Annotated in this window: 17 protein-coding genes and 1 riboswitch; of the genes, 3 read left to right on the forward strand and 14 right to left on the reverse strand. The window is 37.3% G+C overall.

The features are described 5' to 3' along the window. Positions 1–73 precede the first annotated feature (73 nt). From JUJ52_RS06145 to JUJ52_RS06155, 3 genes are all read right to left on the reverse strand, one after another. Positions 74–1,585 carry an FAD-dependent monooxygenase gene (locus JUJ52_RS06145; RefSeq protein WP_205389463.1) on the reverse strand — a complete coding sequence of 504 codons (1,512 nt, stop codon included), beginning with the start codon at positions 1,583–1,585 and terminating at the stop codon, positions 74–76. Between the two features lie 621 nt (positions 1,586–2,206). Further along, entirely contained in the window at positions 2,207–2,458 is a 252-nt protein-coding gene (locus JUJ52_RS06150; RefSeq protein WP_026683054.1) for a hypothetical protein, read from the reverse strand. Between the two features lie 81 nt (positions 2,459–2,539). Further along, complete coding sequence (locus tag JUJ52_RS06155; RefSeq protein ID WP_166529835.1) at positions 2,540–3,157, reverse strand: NUDIX hydrolase; 618 nt, start codon at positions 3,155–3,157, stop codon at positions 2,540–2,542. 190 nt (positions 3,158–3,347) lie between these two features. Between JUJ52_RS06155 and JUJ52_RS06160 the strand changes: the two genes are divergently transcribed. Then, complete coding sequence (locus JUJ52_RS06160; protein WP_026680076.1) at positions 3,348–3,671, forward strand: four-helix bundle copper-binding protein; 324 nt, start codon at positions 3,348–3,350, stop codon at positions 3,669–3,671. Between the two features lie 311 nt (positions 3,672–3,982). Here the strand turns inward: JUJ52_RS06160 and JUJ52_RS06165 are convergent, their stop codons facing one another. Both JUJ52_RS06165 and JUJ52_RS06170 read right to left on the reverse strand, forming a co-directional pair. After that, positions 3,983–4,657 carry a response regulator transcription factor gene (locus JUJ52_RS06165; protein ID WP_026680075.1) on the reverse strand — a complete coding sequence of 225 codons (675 nt, stop codon included), beginning with the start codon at positions 4,655–4,657 and terminating at the stop codon, positions 3,983–3,985. Beyond that, complete coding sequence (locus JUJ52_RS06170; protein ID WP_205389461.1) at positions 4,632–6,038, reverse strand: sensor histidine kinase; 1,407 nt, start codon at positions 6,036–6,038, stop codon at positions 4,632–4,634. Before JUJ52_RS06170 ends, JUJ52_RS06165 begins: the two co-directional genes overlap by 26 nt. Positions 6,039–6,312: 274 nt before the next feature. Here JUJ52_RS06170 and JUJ52_RS06175 point away from each other — a divergent pair, with 274 nt between their 5' ends. Next, complete coding sequence (locus JUJ52_RS06175) at positions 6,313–6,897, forward strand: YdhK family protein (protein WP_205389460.1); 585 nt, start codon at positions 6,313–6,315, stop codon at positions 6,895–6,897. Between the two features lie 86 nt (positions 6,898–6,983). Here the strand turns inward: JUJ52_RS06175 and JUJ52_RS06180 are convergent, their stop codons facing one another. From JUJ52_RS06180 to JUJ52_RS06205, 6 genes are all read right to left on the reverse strand, one after another. Beyond that, entirely contained in the window at positions 6,984–7,193 is a 210-nt protein-coding gene (locus JUJ52_RS06180) for a hypothetical protein (RefSeq protein WP_026680072.1), read from the reverse strand. A gap of 116 nt (positions 7,194–7,309) precedes the next feature. After that, a complete protein-coding gene (locus JUJ52_RS06185; RefSeq protein WP_205389459.1) occupies positions 7,310–8,542 on the reverse strand; it encodes an MFS transporter in 1,233 nt (410 codons plus the stop codon). Between the two features lie 616 nt (positions 8,543–9,158). Next, positions 9,159–10,514, reverse strand: coding sequence for a TrkH family potassium uptake protein (locus JUJ52_RS06190; RefSeq protein WP_205389458.1), 1,356 nt, complete (start codon positions 10,512–10,514; stop codon positions 9,159–9,161). A gap of 3 nt (positions 10,515–10,517) precedes the next feature. Beyond that, positions 10,518–11,177 carry a potassium channel family protein gene (locus tag JUJ52_RS06195; RefSeq protein ID WP_374488139.1) on the reverse strand — a complete coding sequence of 220 codons (660 nt, stop codon included), beginning with the start codon at positions 11,175–11,177 and terminating at the stop codon, positions 10,518–10,520. 233 nt (positions 11,178–11,410) lie between these two features. After that, positions 11,411–11,555: riboswitch (cyclic di-AMP (ydaO/yuaA leader) on the reverse strand. A 161-nt stretch (positions 11,556–11,716) separates the two neighbouring features. Further along, positions 11,717–13,837 carry a heavy metal translocating P-type ATPase gene (locus JUJ52_RS06200; protein ID WP_034678530.1) on the reverse strand — a complete coding sequence of 707 codons (2,121 nt, stop codon included), beginning with the start codon at positions 13,835–13,837 and terminating at the stop codon, positions 11,717–11,719. Further along, positions 13,806–14,192: an ArsR/SmtB family transcription factor gene (locus JUJ52_RS06205; protein ID WP_026680067.1), complete on the reverse strand. Its 387-nt coding sequence runs from the start codon at positions 14,190–14,192 to the stop codon at positions 13,806–13,808. The genes JUJ52_RS06200 and JUJ52_RS06205 overlap by 32 nt, the downstream gene beginning before the upstream one ends. Before the next feature lie 156 nt (positions 14,193–14,348). On the opposite strand from JUJ52_RS06205, the gene JUJ52_RS06210 reads away from it, so the two are divergent. Continuing rightward, on the forward strand, positions 14,349–14,594 hold the full coding sequence (locus tag JUJ52_RS06210) for a hypothetical protein (protein ID WP_026680066.1): 246 nt from the start codon (positions 14,349–14,351) through the stop codon (positions 14,592–14,594). Positions 14,595–14,690: 96 nt separating this feature from the next. Here the strand turns inward: JUJ52_RS06210 and qoxD are convergent, their stop codons facing one another. Genes qoxD through qoxB form a run of 3 tightly spaced genes read right to left on the reverse strand, consistent with a single transcriptional unit; the run spans position 14,691 to position 17,517 of the window. Next, positions 14,691–14,975 (reverse strand): cytochrome aa3 quinol oxidase subunit IV, encoded by a 285-nt coding sequence (gene qoxD, locus JUJ52_RS06215; protein WP_026680065.1) that lies wholly within the window; start codon positions 14,973–14,975, stop codon positions 14,691–14,693. After that, entirely contained in the window at positions 14,976–15,572 is a 597-nt protein-coding gene (gene qoxC / locus JUJ52_RS06220) for a cytochrome aa3 quinol oxidase subunit III (RefSeq protein WP_026680064.1), read from the reverse strand. Continuing rightward, a complete protein-coding gene (qoxB, locus tag JUJ52_RS06225) occupies positions 15,565–17,517 on the reverse strand; it encodes a cytochrome aa3 quinol oxidase subunit I (RefSeq protein ID WP_026680063.1) in 1,953 nt (650 codons plus the stop codon). The genes qoxC and qoxB overlap by 8 nt, the downstream gene beginning before the upstream one ends. Positions 17,518–17,548: the final 31 nt, after the last annotated feature.

Consider the following 17,548-nt stretch of genomic DNA (forward strand, 5'->3'; position numbering starts at 1 on the left):
CTATAGTAATTGTAAAACCATAAAAATAATCCCGCTAAAAAAGCGGGATAACCATGTTTCAAATTATCTTTTGTTACTGCTTGGCATGGAACGGAGTAATACCCCAGTTATCAAGGTATTCCTGTAATCGTTGTATATCCTGATAGGAATGAACGAGACCAATATGACCATCCGGACGAAGCAAATACATCGCTTCTTTCTGTAATCCTTTTTGCTCCGCAATTGAATCAAAACTAAAAGTATGAAGAGGTAATCCACGCTTCTTACAAAAATTCAATAATTGAGCAGAAGCTGACCCGTATACGTGAACCTGCCAATCCATGGTTTGTAATGTTTGATAGTTATCTCCAGTAAATGGAAGCCGTTGTCCTGACTCTACTCCCATATACTTGCCACTACTTAGTGGACTTTGAGTGTATTCAATTTGCGTTTGTGAAATAATTTTAAATAGCTGCTCTTTAATACGCATGGAATGATCTACAAGGGGTATAAGCCTTGGGACAATTTGTTTTCGTAATAATCGATTGATAAAACTGCCAGAAACCACACTTGTAAAAGCACGATCCGTGGTATTTACCAAGCGTTCGGCAAAAGCCCTCCGCTCTACTTCATACGAATGAAGTAACTCTTCCTTCGCCTTTCCGTGTACGACAGAAGCAAGCTTCCAGCCGAGATTAACCGCATCGCCAATTCCAGTATTCATTCCCTGACCACCAGCAGGAGAGTGAATATGTGCAGCATCACCGACAAGAAATGCTCTACCCTTAGTAAAATGACTAGCGACCCTATGATGAACGTTATATGTAGAAAACCAATTAACCTGTTTTATGTCCAACTGATAAGCCTCTTCCATGAAGGATACTAGCTTATCAACATCGTCACGACTATTAACAAGCTGTTTTGGAAATATACCAATCGCCCTCGTTGTATTCTTACTACGAACAGGTAAAAGTACAACAAATTCCTCTCCTCTAAAACAAAGCGATATTCGTTGCGAGTCTATCGGTCTACCTGTAGCTTTAATATCCATGACGTAAAATAGCTGTTCGTAAGTTCCCCCAGGAAAATCTGCGTTGATTTGATGCCGAACTGCACTTCCAGCACCGTCACAACCACAGATATAAGCAAATTCTTCTTCCAAAGCATGACCAGCCTGAAGCATTTTTGCTTTTACACATTTTTGATCTTCTTGAAAAGAAAGAAGCTCTGTGTTCCAGTCGACAGTTATACCAAATTCGTTTAGTTTTTCAAGAAGTAGTTTTTCATGCTCATCCTGCGGAAAACTGTATGGAGATGTAAATGGGCTTAACCCTGTTCCTAAACTACCAACATGCATACGAGCTCTTTTTTTCCCATCCACATGTAGCTGCATTTCCTTTATTTTAATACTTTCATTAATGATTGCACCGGAAATGCCAAGCTGATTGTAAAACTCTAACGTTCTAGGCATCACGGCCATTGCCCTAGAAGAAGTACCTGGTCCATCTGCTTTGTCAATAATTTTAATTGGAACCCCAAACTTAGTCATACTTAAAGCCAATACAAGTCCTGTTGGACCCGCACCGACAATCAAAACAGGATTCATCTTCGTCTTCCTCCCTTAAAATAGCACCTTATAATCTAGTCATACCTTCACATCCATGTCACCTTGTACCGCTAATAATCAATATAGCTAACGATACATTGAAACTTCAATCAGTGGGGGTTTTGCTGTCCTCAACTGCTTGTTCGTACCACAAGGGTATGACCTAAAGCCTTTGAACCAATCGGACATTTACTGGTAGTCGATCCCCCACTTATCCATATTGGTTTCACTTTATTGCTTGAAGTGGGGCTTACTGCCAATTATATGTGGGATAACCGTCTACATGCTTTAAATCAGGAAGCTCCCATATCGACTCATAACCCTTCCTAAACTTAATGCAGAAGAATTATCTAGAACGTATTCCAATCCAATAAAGTCTAAATCTCTTGGTGCAATAGGCATAAGCCTCTGTACGAATTAAACCTGTTATACCATTCTTAACAGCTAAAAATTGCATTGGAACAAAAATTGCTGATACTAATAAATTTTTGCCAATCTTTTTCCAAGACCTTGTAGCACAGCAGGAGGTCGTTCAACAAACGATTCAAGCGTTTTCCCTTCCAGCTTCTCTACGACTACGAATTCTCTATTAAACGATTTCCCCTTATGAACAACCCTTGGTCAGGAAGTTAGATTATTTAATGTATTATTTATACGTTCTAAGGAAAATACGTTTCTTGGATCAATCCCAAATATTCTTTTACATTTCCACCCAAAATCATTACTCTGCTCATCTACCATTCTCGTAATACGTACAACCACTGCCTGACGCTTCGTTTGCACAAACGAAACATCACTTGCCTGATCTTCGTAGCTAGGCGTTAATTTAGTAATATATTGAATTGGCTCATGAAATAAGTATTGTAAGTACATCAATTTTCCTTTCTATACAATCCTATTTCGATAGCTGTACTAATTTTTCCTGCTTTGATGCAGAGACATGATTTTAACTACCTACTCTACTATCGCTTGTTTTGTAGGATTACGACTAAATTCAAATAGGGTTTTAACTTGATCTACGGTATTTCGACCGACAGAAAGAACTGGCAGCTGATCCTCTGCGAAAAAGTCTATCCCTTTCGTTTCAATACCAGTACTCTCCTCTCCACCAACAATTTCACAACGAATAAATAGTTTATAATAGTGATAGGGTTGTGGCGGATGAGAGTGCTTATTCATATCTAACAACGCAAGCAATTTTGTTGGCACGACATGATACCCTGATTCTTCCCATATTTCCTTCACAATGTTCTCATTAGGTGATAACCCCACTTCGCAAAAGCCTCCAGGCAGTGACCATTTATCATCCATTTTTTCTCTAACCATTAATATTTTTTCTTCTTTAAATACTGCACCCCTCACATCAAGTTTAGGTGTTTGATATCCTTTTTCATATGCAAATAAGTTCGATAATTGCTGCATCTCTATTTCCGAATAACTCTCTATTATTTCTTTACTTATTTGCTGTAGCTCTTCATAGCGCTCTCGATCATATATATCCTTCGTGAAAGTTAAACCAGCTTGGGATATAGATTGTAATCTTCTTGCCCAATCTAACCATTGGTAACTCATCGGAACCTCTCTCCTCTATTCATCCATTTCCTTTTCTACAGTTTATCAAAATAACAAATCCTTGAAAGGAATTTGTTTATTATATAAGAAGTTGGGCAACGTAAGTGTTAGTGATGAAATAACATGATGAACTTAGCTAGAGAATTTACTGCGATCCATTCTCTAATTTCATCTTTAGGAGGTAAAAATAATGGGGCATGAACAGCATCAGGAGCTTATTCGCGCATTACATGAATGCATGACAGCATGCAATCATTGCTATGACGCCTGCTTGCAGGAGGAAGATATCAAAATGATGACCAACTGTATACGTTTAGATCGAGAATGCGCAGATATTTGCAGCTATCTGGAGCAAGCAATCTGCAGAGGGACACCATTTTCTGCTGCGTTAACCTCTGTCTGTGCAGAAATTTGCGAAGCCTGTGGAAACGAATGCAAAAAGCATGCACACGATCATTGTCAGAGATGTGCAGATGCATGCTTTGCATGTGCGGATGCTTGTAAATCAGCTTAAAGAAGAATGCTAATTTAAAGACAAGAGGCTGGGACAAAACACAACTTCTTTACTCAAAATACGAATTAATCAATAGGAGTATTATCGCTGCACCGTGAAAATATACGCGCTTTCCGCGGCACGGCCTCAGCTAACTTGGTAAAGAAAAACACGTTACCAAGTGGATCTTCGGACACGTGCTTATATCAGGTGCTAAATGAATGATTCTAATCAAAAAACGGACGATAATTAATTCTTTTGTCTCAGTCTCCTACTTCGCTCATTTATCACTTCAAAGTTATATGCTTAGTCCAACTCCTATTTACATCTACTTAATCTTGAACCACCCATTTATAACCTACCCCCCAAACAGTCTGCAAATAGTCATCTATGGAAAACCCAGCCTGTCTTATTTTTTCACGCATATTGCGCACATGAGAATCAACGGTCCTTCCTTCCGTATCGGAATGATAACCCCAAATTAATTCAATAAATTGCTCCCGTGTAAATACCTTATTAGGGTGTTTCATTAAGTGACCAATCATAAAAAATTCTTTGGGCGTCAGCTTAATCACCTGATTACCATAGCTTAATTCAAACCGTTCCTCTTCCCAGCGTAGACCATCAACCTCTATTACATTTTTTGGTACTGTACGACGTAATAACGCTTCTATTCTAGCTAATAACTCCTGTGCATTAAAGGGCTTTGTTACATAATCATCAGCTCCTAAACGAAGCCCTCTAACAATATCCTCTTGCTGATCTCGTGCAGTTATCATGATAATCGGTATATCAGAAAATTTTCTGATAGATTGGCAAAGCTCCCAACCATCTACCTCAGGCATCATGATGTCCAACAGAATAATATCAAAATTTTCTTTTTCTAAATGCTCTAGTGCCTTTGTAGCATCTTGCGCCTTTGTACAGATATATTTGTGTGGCTTCAAGTACAACGCTAATAAATCCAACATCCTTTGTTCATCATCTATTAAAAGTACATTCTTCAATAACCTCACCCTTTGGTACTTTAATGATTACCTTTGTTCCAACGTCTTGTTCACTGTATATTTGGATGATACCATCATGAGCCTCAACAATTTCTTTGGCAATGGCAAGACCTAATCCACTACCACCATTTTTTCGAGAACGGGATTTTTCAACACGATATAAGCGATCAAACACATAAGGCAAATCCGTTTTCGGTATGCCTTCACCTTGATCACGAACGATAATCTCAATATACCTATCACTGTCCTTTACTTCTAGTTTAATTTCCCCACCTTTTACCGAATACTTGTTGGCATTATCTAAAATATTTAATAGAACTTGCTGAAAGCGATTTGGATCTATGTAGCATGAAATATGATTGGGACAACGTACAAACAGCGCGACATCTTTTTTCTCTAGCACAGGTGTTATGAAGTCGACAATAGATGTTACAAGCTGCTTTAAAAAGACTTTCTCACGCCTTATAGGAAAAGAATGTTGATCCATTTTCGCTAATTCAAATAAATGTTTGATTAAAATAGATAGGTTTTCCGTCTCTTCACGAATAATACTAATATATTCTTTTAAATCTGCATCTGTTAACGCCTGACTATAAACTATATCCGCATACCCTTTCATATACGTTAGTGGTGTCCGTAATTCATGAGAGATGCTTGCTAGGAATTCATTTCTTTCATTCTTCAACCGGTCTAAATCATTGGATAAGCTTGTGATCGCCTGTGCTAATTCACCCAGTTCATCCCTTCTTTCTGTATGTAATCCAATAAAATGATTCCCTTCACTTAGCTGTTCTGTAGCACGCTTTATTTTCATCAATGGCAGTGTAATAAATCGAGAAAGAATAAAAATGGTAATAATCGTTAAAACCACCGTAATGATACCAATAAATAAAAATTGATTACTTAAATGATCTAAGACCCGCTTGACTTGATTGGTATGAGCGAACATAAAAACATGCCCGCGATGCTCTTTATTTATCGTGATGGGACTATCCGTAGCAATAAACTGTCTATCCTTCCATCTGTCTTCAATGACAACACCTTCTGAAGGTATGGAATCATAGTTCGTACGCTCAATAACCTCTGTCATTTCCGACTGAACTGGATCTGAATGAACTAGAATCTTTCCTGCTTCATCAGTAATGATAACGACAAACTCAGATGCAGATTCCATTAACCCAACGTGTTCAAGCGTTGTTGCCTCAAAGTTGTCCTCTAACACTTCACTATGTGTATTACCTCGTGCAAGTAAATTATTGATTATTTCTTCAATACGCTCACTGGCTAAATTCATGTAGAGAATAAAATAGAGCAAGCCTTCTATTATTAAAATAACGAAAAAGAAAAGCATACCTATTTTTAGAGAAAGCTTATTAACCATATTAACCGCCTTTCAAAATCGGTAATAGCTGTATCTGTAATACAGTCTCTGTATACTTATTATAATCTATAAATTTTTTCATTATATTACCTCCCCCATATATTAAACACTTCTATTCAGTGTATTAAAAAATTATTGATTTTCTGTGCAGACGAGCTATGCAGCTAATATTTTACATTTTTTGTATATAATATGTCATATAAACTGCAAAAAATCTGCAAATTTACTGGGTAAATTAATAGAGACATATCACTAACAAGAAGGGGGTAGTCTCATGAACAAGCGGAAATGGGGATTGGCAATTGGTATATTTATTGTAGCAATGACACTATCAGCATGTGGAAGTACACAGGAAAATAACGATAGTCCTACTGAAAACGCGGATCCAGAAACGGAATCCGGATTAAGTGATCACGATCAAATGGAACATTCTAGCTCTGAATACGTACCAAAAGGCTTACAAACAGCAAAAAACCCAACATATGAGGTTGGCAGCAAAGCAATAATTGAAACAGATCATATGGAAGGAATGAAAGGTGCTGAAGCAACCATTTCTGGTGCATATGATACTACTGTATATACCATCACCTATACCCCGACTAATGGCGGAAAAAAAGTAGAGAACCATAAATGGGTGATACATGAGGAGCTAATGAACCCTGGAGCTAAGCGGCTGGAATCTGGATCAGAAGTAAAAGTAGAAGCTTCTCATATGAAAGGAATGGATGGAGCTACTGCCACCATCGATTCAGCTAAAGATACAACTGTATACATGGTTGATTATATATCTAACACAAGTGGTGAAGAAGTTAAAAACCATAAATGGGTAACTGAGGATGAGCTTTCTCCCGCCAACTAAAGAATCACGTACCTATTAAATAAAATTACCATATGTAAAATAAGATTCAGCAGATAAACAGCTGAATCTTATTTGTTATATTGTTATTAGTTAAACCAAGCCTTATCCAATTGTTGATAATAATCATCCAGTTCCTTCTTTAACCGATAATAGATGATTCTTTCCGAGATATTCAAGACTTCTTCATTACCGTTTGCTTTATCGACTTTAAGCTGATATGGCGTAATTTCTCTTAATAACCGGATAAATCGATAATAATCTGTTGTATCAAAAACGAACTTCATTTGTTTCTCCATTACCATACTCCTTATTTATCAACCAATTCTTTCTTCTATAGTAAAAGGAACATATGGAACTGTTGTGTAATTCATATGGAATTTATGTGGAGATTCTAAAATTTCATTTCTTTAAACTAACTAATTGCATCCTTATCTAGCTTATAAAATTGTCTTTTTGAGGATTTTAAAACAACAGAGCAAATTATTAACCCAAGTACTAATAAAACGATAGATCCAGTTATCATCACTGGTCGAATTGCAATTAACTCTGCTATCAAACCAAAAGCTCCTGTCAAAAAAATAATAAAAAAAGCTTCTACTATACTAAATATACTACTAAATCTACCCATTAAATCAACTGGTACATTATTTTGATAAAAGGTCATGAAACCTGTGTTAGCAAAAGATAGTGCAAACATGATGACGAAAAAACCTATAGCAGCCATACCATAATTAGTTGAAAAAGCAAAGATAAGATAACCGATGGCAGTGACCAAAACTCCTAAACCTATTAAATAATAATTTTTCACCCAGTTCGCTATTACACTATTCACGATTGAACCAATAATAAATCCGACACCAGCTATACTTACAAGTAAACCATATTCACTCTCACTAAAAGACAACGCATCTGTCGCCAAAGCAGCTTCTAATGAGTCAATAGCAGTCATCAAAACAGTAACCCCACTAAACAGCAAATAAACAGTAACAATGTACATCGATGTCTTACTAAAAGTCACAACTGTTTTCCAATCTGATTTAATCATTTGCCATGATACACTAGCTACCTCTGGGTTATTTTTCGCATCAACATTAGGTAATATTAATAAGATTACTGCTGATAGTAGAAGAAAAACACCATTTAAATGAATAGCTAAAAAAGGTGAACCCAGCAGAAATAGCAATCCAGCTATCGACGGTCCAAGTAAAAATCCACAAGACGAGGTAAAATTTCTTAATGCATTAAAGCGTTGTCGATTCTTTTTAGGAATTAACTTCGTAAAGTAAACCATTGATGTATGACCGAAAATAGAATCTGCAATATTAATGACAAAAACGATTCCATACATAATCCAGAGCTTGGATATAAAGGGAAGTATTAAAATCAATATCCCTCTACATATATCTAAATTAATCATTAGCTTCCGTTTGTTCAGACGATCAATATAACTACCCGCCCAAAAACTTGAAAAAATAGAAGCAATCGGTTTTAGCATATATAGAATTGAAACGGCCAATGGTGAACCTGTCCATTCAAGCACAATTAAATTAAGTGCAATTAAATATATCCAGCCACCAAGATTCGATATACCTATACCTAACAATAGTAATAAAGGATTCCTCCATTCACGCAACGCAACCACCATTTTGAATCCCCCCAGTTTTATTTAAAACAAAAAAAGTGGCAGTGCCTCCGCTAGCTTAAAACTTTAAAGAACTTCTAAAATACAGGCACTGTAACTAAACTCTGATGTAAATAAAAAATCTCACCTCCCAAGACAGTCATCTTGGGGGCGAGATTTGGAATCCAAAATCGCGGTGCCACCCCATTTTATTCCTGTGTCGCCACAGAAATCTTATCAAGTACGGCAGCTAAACAACATAGCATGCTTATACCCTATCCCTATAACGGGAGATCCCGTCACACGATCCTTTCCTATAATAAAAAAATAGGAAATTCCCATGCGCAGCTCGGAGCCTTGTTTCAATGGACTCGATACTCCTTCGTTTTCAGCTAAGCGAAAGGTCTCTGTATAAGCTCTTATCCATCTACTCTTCTCATCATTGCCTTTATATAAAATATTTCTATTATCTTACTGAATTATAGAGGCTTTGTAAATACTTCACGTTAAGAAAATGAATGACTTACAAATTCCTGTCCTTTCATTTTCCTTTCACAAAAAGTGAGTAGCGTTCTCTTCAATTCAAGAAAAACCTTGGTTACTAAATAGCTAAAAGGATTTTCTAACTCTCATAATAAGCTTAGCCGGTAAACACATCTTCTGCTGGGTAACGAATGGATGATTTCTTTCTTTGTCTAGCGAATACAAATGCCAGCGTTAATGGTCCGATTCGACCAATAAACATCATTATGATAATGACACATTTTCCAAATGATGTTAAATCACCTGTCAACCCCATCGACAAACCTACCGTACCAAAAGCGGAAATGACTTCAAATACAATTACTAGGAACGGTGCTTTCTCCGTAATGCTTAATATAAAAACAGCGACAAAGATTACTAATATACTAATAATCATTATCGATAAAGCACGTAAAATAACATGTGGCTTAATGGTTCGATCAAAAGCCGTTGTCTCATTCTTTCCTCTTAAGTAGGACAACGTTGCTAAAATCATTACGATAAAGGTGGTTACCTTAATACCACTGCCTGTTGAACCACTACCAGCTCCAATAAACATGAGCATCATTAACACTAAAATAGATGGTACAGTCATTTCAGCAATATCCAGTGAATTAAAACCTGCCGTTCTTGGAGTAACTGCTTGAAAATAAGATCCCCATAGCTTATCCATTAACGGTAGATTACCAATTGTAGCTGGGTTGGAATACTCTAACACAAATAAAGTAAATAATGCTACGATATTGATGATCAATGTTCCAACAATCATTAGCTTCGAATGTAAGGATAATTTCTGAAAACCCTTCTTATCCCATATATCCACTAGCACCGTAAATCCAAGTCCTCCTGTGATAAATAGTCCTGTTATAACAACATTAATCATAGGGTCCCCCACAAATGAAGAAAGACTATCAGACCATAAAGAAAAACCTGCATTATTAAAGGCGGATATGCTATGAAAAAGGCTTTGATGTAAACCTTGCTCCCAGCCGAATTCTGGAACCCAACGAATCGTTAGCAAGAGAAAGGCGATAGCCTCAATAGAGATAGAAAATATAAATAATAGCTTCACTAATCGAAGTAGTCCTCCTAGCGATGTTTCATTTAAGCTTAATGATTCCTGTGTTAGCTTTCGTTGATGAAGTCCGACTTTTTTTCGAAGCATCATTAATATTAAAACAGAAAATGTCATTAATCCTAAGCCACCAATTTGCATGAGCGTCATAATAACCAGCTCTCCAAAAATGGTAAAAGCATTTCCGGTATCCACAACGACTAAACCTGTCACAGTAATAGCTGATGTAGCAGTAAACAAGGCATCTAACCAGGATATCGGAACTTCAGTTGCTATTGGCGTTTTTAAAAGTACCGTGCCAATGATGATAAATACCAAGAATCCCAACGCCAGAATTTGCGGTGGACTTAAATGAATAATACTACCTCGCAGCGGATGTAACGAAATGATTTTCCTCATCTTCTACATACCTCTATTTTCAAATCGTTTAATATCATTCTTATGTCCCATTACAACCAATATATCATCTTGATATATGAAATCGTTTGGTAGTGGTGATATATTTACTTCATCTCTTCGCTTTACTGCTAAAATTGTGCAGCCATATTTTTTCCTGACATCAAGCTGTACAAGTGTATTATTACTAATTTTTTTAGTAGCTACTAATTCCACAATACTATATTCCTTCGACAGTTCAATATAATCAATTATTTTTTCAGAATCAAGTTGGTGAGCAATCCGCATGGCCATCTCTTTTTCAGGCTGTATAATACGGTCTGCTCCAATCTTTTCTAATACTTTAAAATGTTGTATATTTTGCGCTTTAACCCACACCTGCTTAATACCCATTTCCTTCAATAACAATGTACATAAAATGCTTGGTTGAATATGCTCGCCTATGGCTACAATCGCAAAATCAAAATTTCGAAGACCAAGTGATTTTAACATTCTTTCATCTGTTGCGTTAGCCACTGCAGCATGAGAAGAAAATTCCTTAAGCGAATCGACAATAGACTCATTTGCATCAATAGCTAATACCTCATGTCCTAATTGATATAATTCTTTGCATACGTTGCTGCCAAATCTCCCTAGACCAATGACTGCAAATTGTTTCCTTTTCAACATTCATCCTTCTTTCTCTATATCCTTTATGTAAAACCCATTCGCTGTCACCTCAAAAGGATGTTCAAAGCTTGATTAAATCAGTTTGTTACTTCATAAGTGCTGAAGAAGCACAAAGCATATACAACATAGATTCTATTTATCATCGCTGTTTGAACATACAATACGTTATCAACGAAAAAAAGACCATTACAAACAGAATGGTCTAAAGGATGACCCTTGGACCTTTCTCCCCAGATTTAACAAAACGCTTACGAGGTTAGCTGTCGGATTAGGGACTGAGAGTATCCCTTCTTAACTAGTAAGATTCACCCCAAGACAGGAATTTATCCTATCAAAAATGGTTCCCCCGCTCAAAGGATTCAGCGAATAAAAGGCATTAGGATATATTAATTTTCCACCTAATATAAATCATAATAGATATGTTATAATCTACGCCGATTATAAGGTGTTGTCAATAGAATTTTTGAATGTCATCGCAATAAAAATTACCGATCATTTAAACTTGAACAACTCAAGAAATCATATAGATGGATTTATTATTTTGCATTCATTAACCGTAATGAATTTAACACAACAATAAGCGTCGCTCCCATATCCGCAAATATCGCAATCCACAGAGTCAACCAGCCTGGAATAACTAAAAGCAATGCAACTAATTTTAAAACGAAAGCGAAGATTATATTTTGTTTAATTATCTTCAACGTTTTTTTGCTTAACGCCATTGTATAGGGAAGCTTATCTAAATCATCCGACATCAACGCAATATCTGCTGTTTCCAATGCTGTATCTGTTCCTGCCCCGCCCATAGCAATACCGATATTAGCTGCTGCTAATGCGGGAGCGTCATTAACACCATCACCTACCATTGCAACACTTCCATATTGCTCACGAACCTGCTTAATCGCTACTAGTTTATCTTGAGGCATAAGTTCTGCTTTTGTCTCTGTTATACCAATTTGTTGAGCAATAGCTTTTCCGGTAGCTTGATTATCACCTGTTAGCATTACCGTACACTTGCCTAATTGAACAAGTCTTTCAATGATGGAAGGACTGTCTTTTCGTATTTGGTCGGCAACAGCGATTAATCCTTCAATCCTCGCTGGTGTTCCAAGTAGCATAACTGTTTTTCCTTCTGATTGGAGTTGTTGGATTTTTTGTTCTGTCTCAACTACTGGTAGCTTTATCATATCTTTAAATAAAGCTGGACTACCTATTATATATTGCTTACCTTGGACTACTGCTCTTGCCCCTTTTCCAGTAAACGATCGAAAATCAGTTGCATCCCATGTTTCTACCCTTTCTTCCTTCGCCTTACGTATAATCGCTGAAGCAAGCGGATGCTGCGAATATGATTCAATCGCCGCTGCAAATGCAAGCACATCACCATCAGTCATGGCTCCAATTGATACTACTTCTGTTACGACAGGTTTCCCTTCTGTAAGTGTACCAGTCTTATCAAAAGCAATTACTTGGAGTTTACCGGCCTCTTCTAGATGAATACCGCCTTTTATTAAAACACCTTTACGGGCTGCATTACCGATTGCTGTTACAATTGCTACTGGTGTTGATATAACTAATGCACATGGACAACCTACAACAAGGACTGCTAAACCACTGTATATCCATTCTGACCATACCCCTCCAAATAATAATGGAGGTACAATAGCAATTAGCAATGCAATAATAAGAATTACTGGAGTGTAATACCTCGCAAATCGGTCAACAAACTGTTGGGACGGAGCACGCTCTGCTTGTGCCTCCTCCACCAAATGAATAATCTTGGCAATTGTTGTATCTTCTGCAAATTTTGTTACGCGAATTTCCAGCGACCCTTCTTCATTTAACGTACCTGCGAATACTTCCTCTCCAACTGATTTATATACGGGTATCGATTCACCCGTTATAGCAGCTTGATTAATGGATGATTCTCCCGATACTACTTCCCCATCCATAGCAATCTTTTGTCCTGGTTTAATAACCATAATATCACCAATCTGCACATCCTCAACATCTATTTCAATCAAGGAGCCTCCACGTTTAATAGTAGCACGGTTAGGAGCAATATCCATTAGTGATTGAATGGATTTCCTTGCTTTATCCATTGAATATCCTTCTAGCGCTTCACTTAAAGCGAAAAGAAAGACAACAACGGCACCTTCTGCCCACTCCCCAATTATGGCTGCACCAATAATAGCGACTGTCATTAATGTCTTCATATCAAATTGCAGCTTGACAAGATTTTTAAATCCAATTATGAATAAATGATAACCACCGGTTAAAATCGCTACAGCGAACATTCCAACAGTTAAAGGGTTGTTTTCTCCTAGCTGGAAGAACAGTGTATATCCGATAATTGTAAAAAGCAGAGAAAGCATAGAGGCTATATTGTCACGTTTTTTCCAGAACGGCCGTTTGGGTTTCGTTCGTTGTCGCTCTGGGTATAATTTAATCCCATCGAACGCCCCTGCTTTTTCTAATTGCGCAATAGAAGCTGCTCCTTGTACCGTAATTTTGGATGCACCAAAATTAAGCTGCACATCATCTACACTATCAATAGCACGAATATTCTTTTCGAACTTTGCGGCACAATTCGTGCAGGATAAGCCTTCTAAACGATAGACCTGTTTATTCTCCACTTCCAACACCTTCTTTTGCATGCACAATAGCAATTGTTACTAATTGATGAATATGTTCATCCTCCAACGAATAAAAAACCAACTTTCCTTCTTTCCGATATTTTGCTAATCCCATATTCCGTAATAGCCTTAAATGATGAGAGGCTGTTGCCTTAGTACAGCCTATGATATGAGCAACATCACAAACACATAATTCTTTTTCTAGTGTAAGTGCATACGCAATTTTTAAACGTGTTGCATCAGCAAGTGCTTTAAAAATCTGCTCCACGCCTTCTACTTTATTTATTTTTGGCTGCATTCGATTTACCTTATCCTCATCAAAACAAAACGTTTCACATGTATCATTAGTGGAATTTACACGTTTTTCCGTAACCATTAAGAACACCTCATTCAAATAATCATTTGATTGTTTGACTATAGTGTATGGAAACAATACCTGTTTTGTCAATTATACTTTTTAACAATTTTTCATAAAGTATTTGACAACTTTGTGAACAAGGTGAATAATATAAGTATAAGGAGGATGAGCGAGATGGAAATAAATGAAAAAATGCTAAATGCCGTTAAGTACGTAGGGGCAACTGTATTATTCATTGGAATTGCACTATTTGCATATGGATTTTTCGTAAGCGGATACAGTGTGGTTACCGGCATTGGCATTGGCACAATCATGGGGGCAGTGTTTATCTTTCTAATGGGTATATTCTTCGTAGCAACAGAAGAAGTAATAAAGAAACGAACAAAGAAGATCGAGATTAGTAAATCCTACCATAAATAAAAGGAGTGTCTATCATGACACTCCTTTTATAGTTATAACTGATTTTTTAGGCACCTGATCTACCCTAATATGCTCAGGTATCAATAGCCGTTATTCTTATACATAACCCCAAATCATTGCCAATAGCGTACCAAATACCGTAAGTACAGCAATGATAATACCGTAGTACACACTTGTATAAATCGCACCTTTATCTTCAGATTCACCAGCGTGCATAAATACGACTAATTGCAATGCTGCTTGGGCAAATGCGGTAATAAGCAGGATCGTCAACCCAAGAGCAAATGACATATCCAAGATATATACTAACAGCGCGACGCTAGTCAAAATCAACGAGAAAACAAAGCCCATCACATGCTTAATCGGGAATAATTCTTTCATTTACATCATTCCTTTCAAATAAACGAAGCTGAATATAAAAATCCAAACAACGTCTAGGAAATGCCAGTAAAGAGAGAAAATAAATGATTTATTAGCTGTTTCTGGAGTCAGTCCTCGTTTAATCACTTGAATCATTATCATAATTCCCCAAAACAACCCAAATGTTACGTGCGCGCCGTGTGTACCTAATGTCGTTAATAAAATAGATGTGAATGCACTAGTCTGTATACCAGCACCTTCATGGACATAATGAATAAACTCATACACTTCAAAGCTCAAGAAAGCAGCACCAAGTACTAATGTAATGATGAAAAATGTCATCATTGCTTTCTGTCTACCGAGACGCATAGCATGAACACCTAAACCAATTGTAAAACTACTAGTTAATAATAGAAGCGTTTCTGCAAGAACTGGGGAGATTTCAAATATCTCGGCACCTGTTGGTCCAGCTCCTGTACGACCTTCCAACGTAAAATAGGAAGCAAATAGTGTTCCAAACAACATGATTTCTGCTCCAATAAATATCCAGAAACCTAATATATTCATACGTCCTTGCTCTGTACTATATTCAAGCGGTTGCGTGTTATCCTTATTCATTTCTAGCACCCCGCAATTCCGATTCAGTTCTTTCAATTTCCGCAACGGAAATATGATGCCCATGATCTTTCTCAAATGAGCGATGAAGCATACATGCAAATATACCAATCAATGAAACTACCGCTGTAATCCACATGCTAAATACAAAGGCAAATCCAAAGATGAAGAAAAACACACTCATAACAAATGGTACACCACTATTATTAGGCATATGAATTTCTTTATATCCACCTTTAAATAATGTATGACCATTTTTCTTGGAATCCCAGAATGCCTGACTAGAATTTACTTGTGGTGTAATGGCAAAGTTGTACTCAGGTACTGGATTATGTGTTGCCCATTCTAATGAACGTGCATTCCATGGATCATCGCCAATATCTCTTGATGCATAACGTGTACTATAGTAAATATTGTATACAATGAGGATAAACCCAACTGCAAGACCTAAAGCTCCAATGAATGAGAGCATATTCCAAAATCCGAAGCCAGTAGATTCAGAGTACGTGTACATACGACGAGCTTGCCCATCTAATCCAGAAATAAACATTGGGAAGAAGGCAAGGCAAGTTCCGCCAGCAATAAAACCAAACGCCCATCTACCAATTCGTTCATTTAACATAAACCCAAACATCTTCGGCCACCAGTACGTAAGACCAGCAATCATCGCAAAGACAACACCAGGTATAATTACTAAGTGGAAGTGTGCTACTAAAAACATCGTATTATGATATTGATAATCAGCAGCTGACATTCCAAGCATTACACCGGTCACACCACCTATGGTAAAGATCGGAATAAACCCTAACGAATACAACATAGGTACAGTAAACTGAATTTTTCCTTTCCACATGGTTAACAACCAGTTAAAGATCTTAATTCCAGTCGGGATCGCAATAGCCATAGTAGTAATGGAGAAGATACTATTAACCATTGCTCCTTGACCCATTGTAAAGAAATGGTGTACCCATACGACAAAGGAAAGTAAGGAAATAATGACCATGGAAGCGACCATGGAATTGTAACCATATAAATTCCTTCGAGAGAAAGTAGAGATTACCTCACTATAAATACCGAAAGCTGGCAGAATCAAAATATAAACCTCTGGATGTCCCCAAACCCAAAACAGGTTAGCCCAGAGCATATCCATTCCGCCATCTGTCGTTGTAAAGAAATTCGTTGCAAACAAACGATCCATAGTTCCCATCGCTAATGCAACGGTAAGAACTGGGAAGGCAAATACAATAATGACGTTTGTAATTAACCCTGACCATGTAAACATCGGCATTTTCATAAGCGTCATACCAGGTGCACGCATTTTAAGGATCGTCACAATAAAGTTAATACCTGTTATTAACGTACCAAGCCCGGATATTTGCAGAGCTAGCATGTAATAATTTGTCCCGACAGACGGACTTAGCTCATCTCCAGCAAGTGGAAAATAAGACGTCCAACCTGAGCTTGGTGATCCACCAATGACAAAGGAAAGGTTAAATAACATTGCACCCATAAAGTACAGCCAAAAACTAACTGCATTTAATCGAGGAAAAGCAACATCCCTTGCACCAATCTGTAACGGTATAACAAAGTTCATTAATGCAATGATAAATGCCATTGCCATAAAGATAATCATAACGATGCCATGTGTGGTGAATATTTCATTATAATGCTGCGCGTCCAGCAGTGCGTTCTCTGGAACAGCTGTCTGTGCTCGCATCATTAATGCATCTACCCCACCTCTAAATAGCATTAGCAAGGCGGATATTAAATACATAATTCCAATTTTTTTATGGTCAACGGTTGTAATCCATTCCCGCCATAGATACCCCCATTTTTTAAAATAGGTAAGACCAACTACGATTGCTATTGAAGTGAGGACAATAGCAACCATAGCAGCATATATCGCAGGACTTGGATGTGGGATCATAAAACGTTCAAAAAAGTCCATTTTTCTTACTCCTTTCCGGATAACCCGATGT

This window comes from Virgibacillus sp. AGTR, from assembly GCF_016919725.2.
Taxonomy (GTDB): Bacteria; Bacillota; Bacilli; order Bacillales; family Amphibacillaceae; genus Virgibacillus; species Virgibacillus salarius.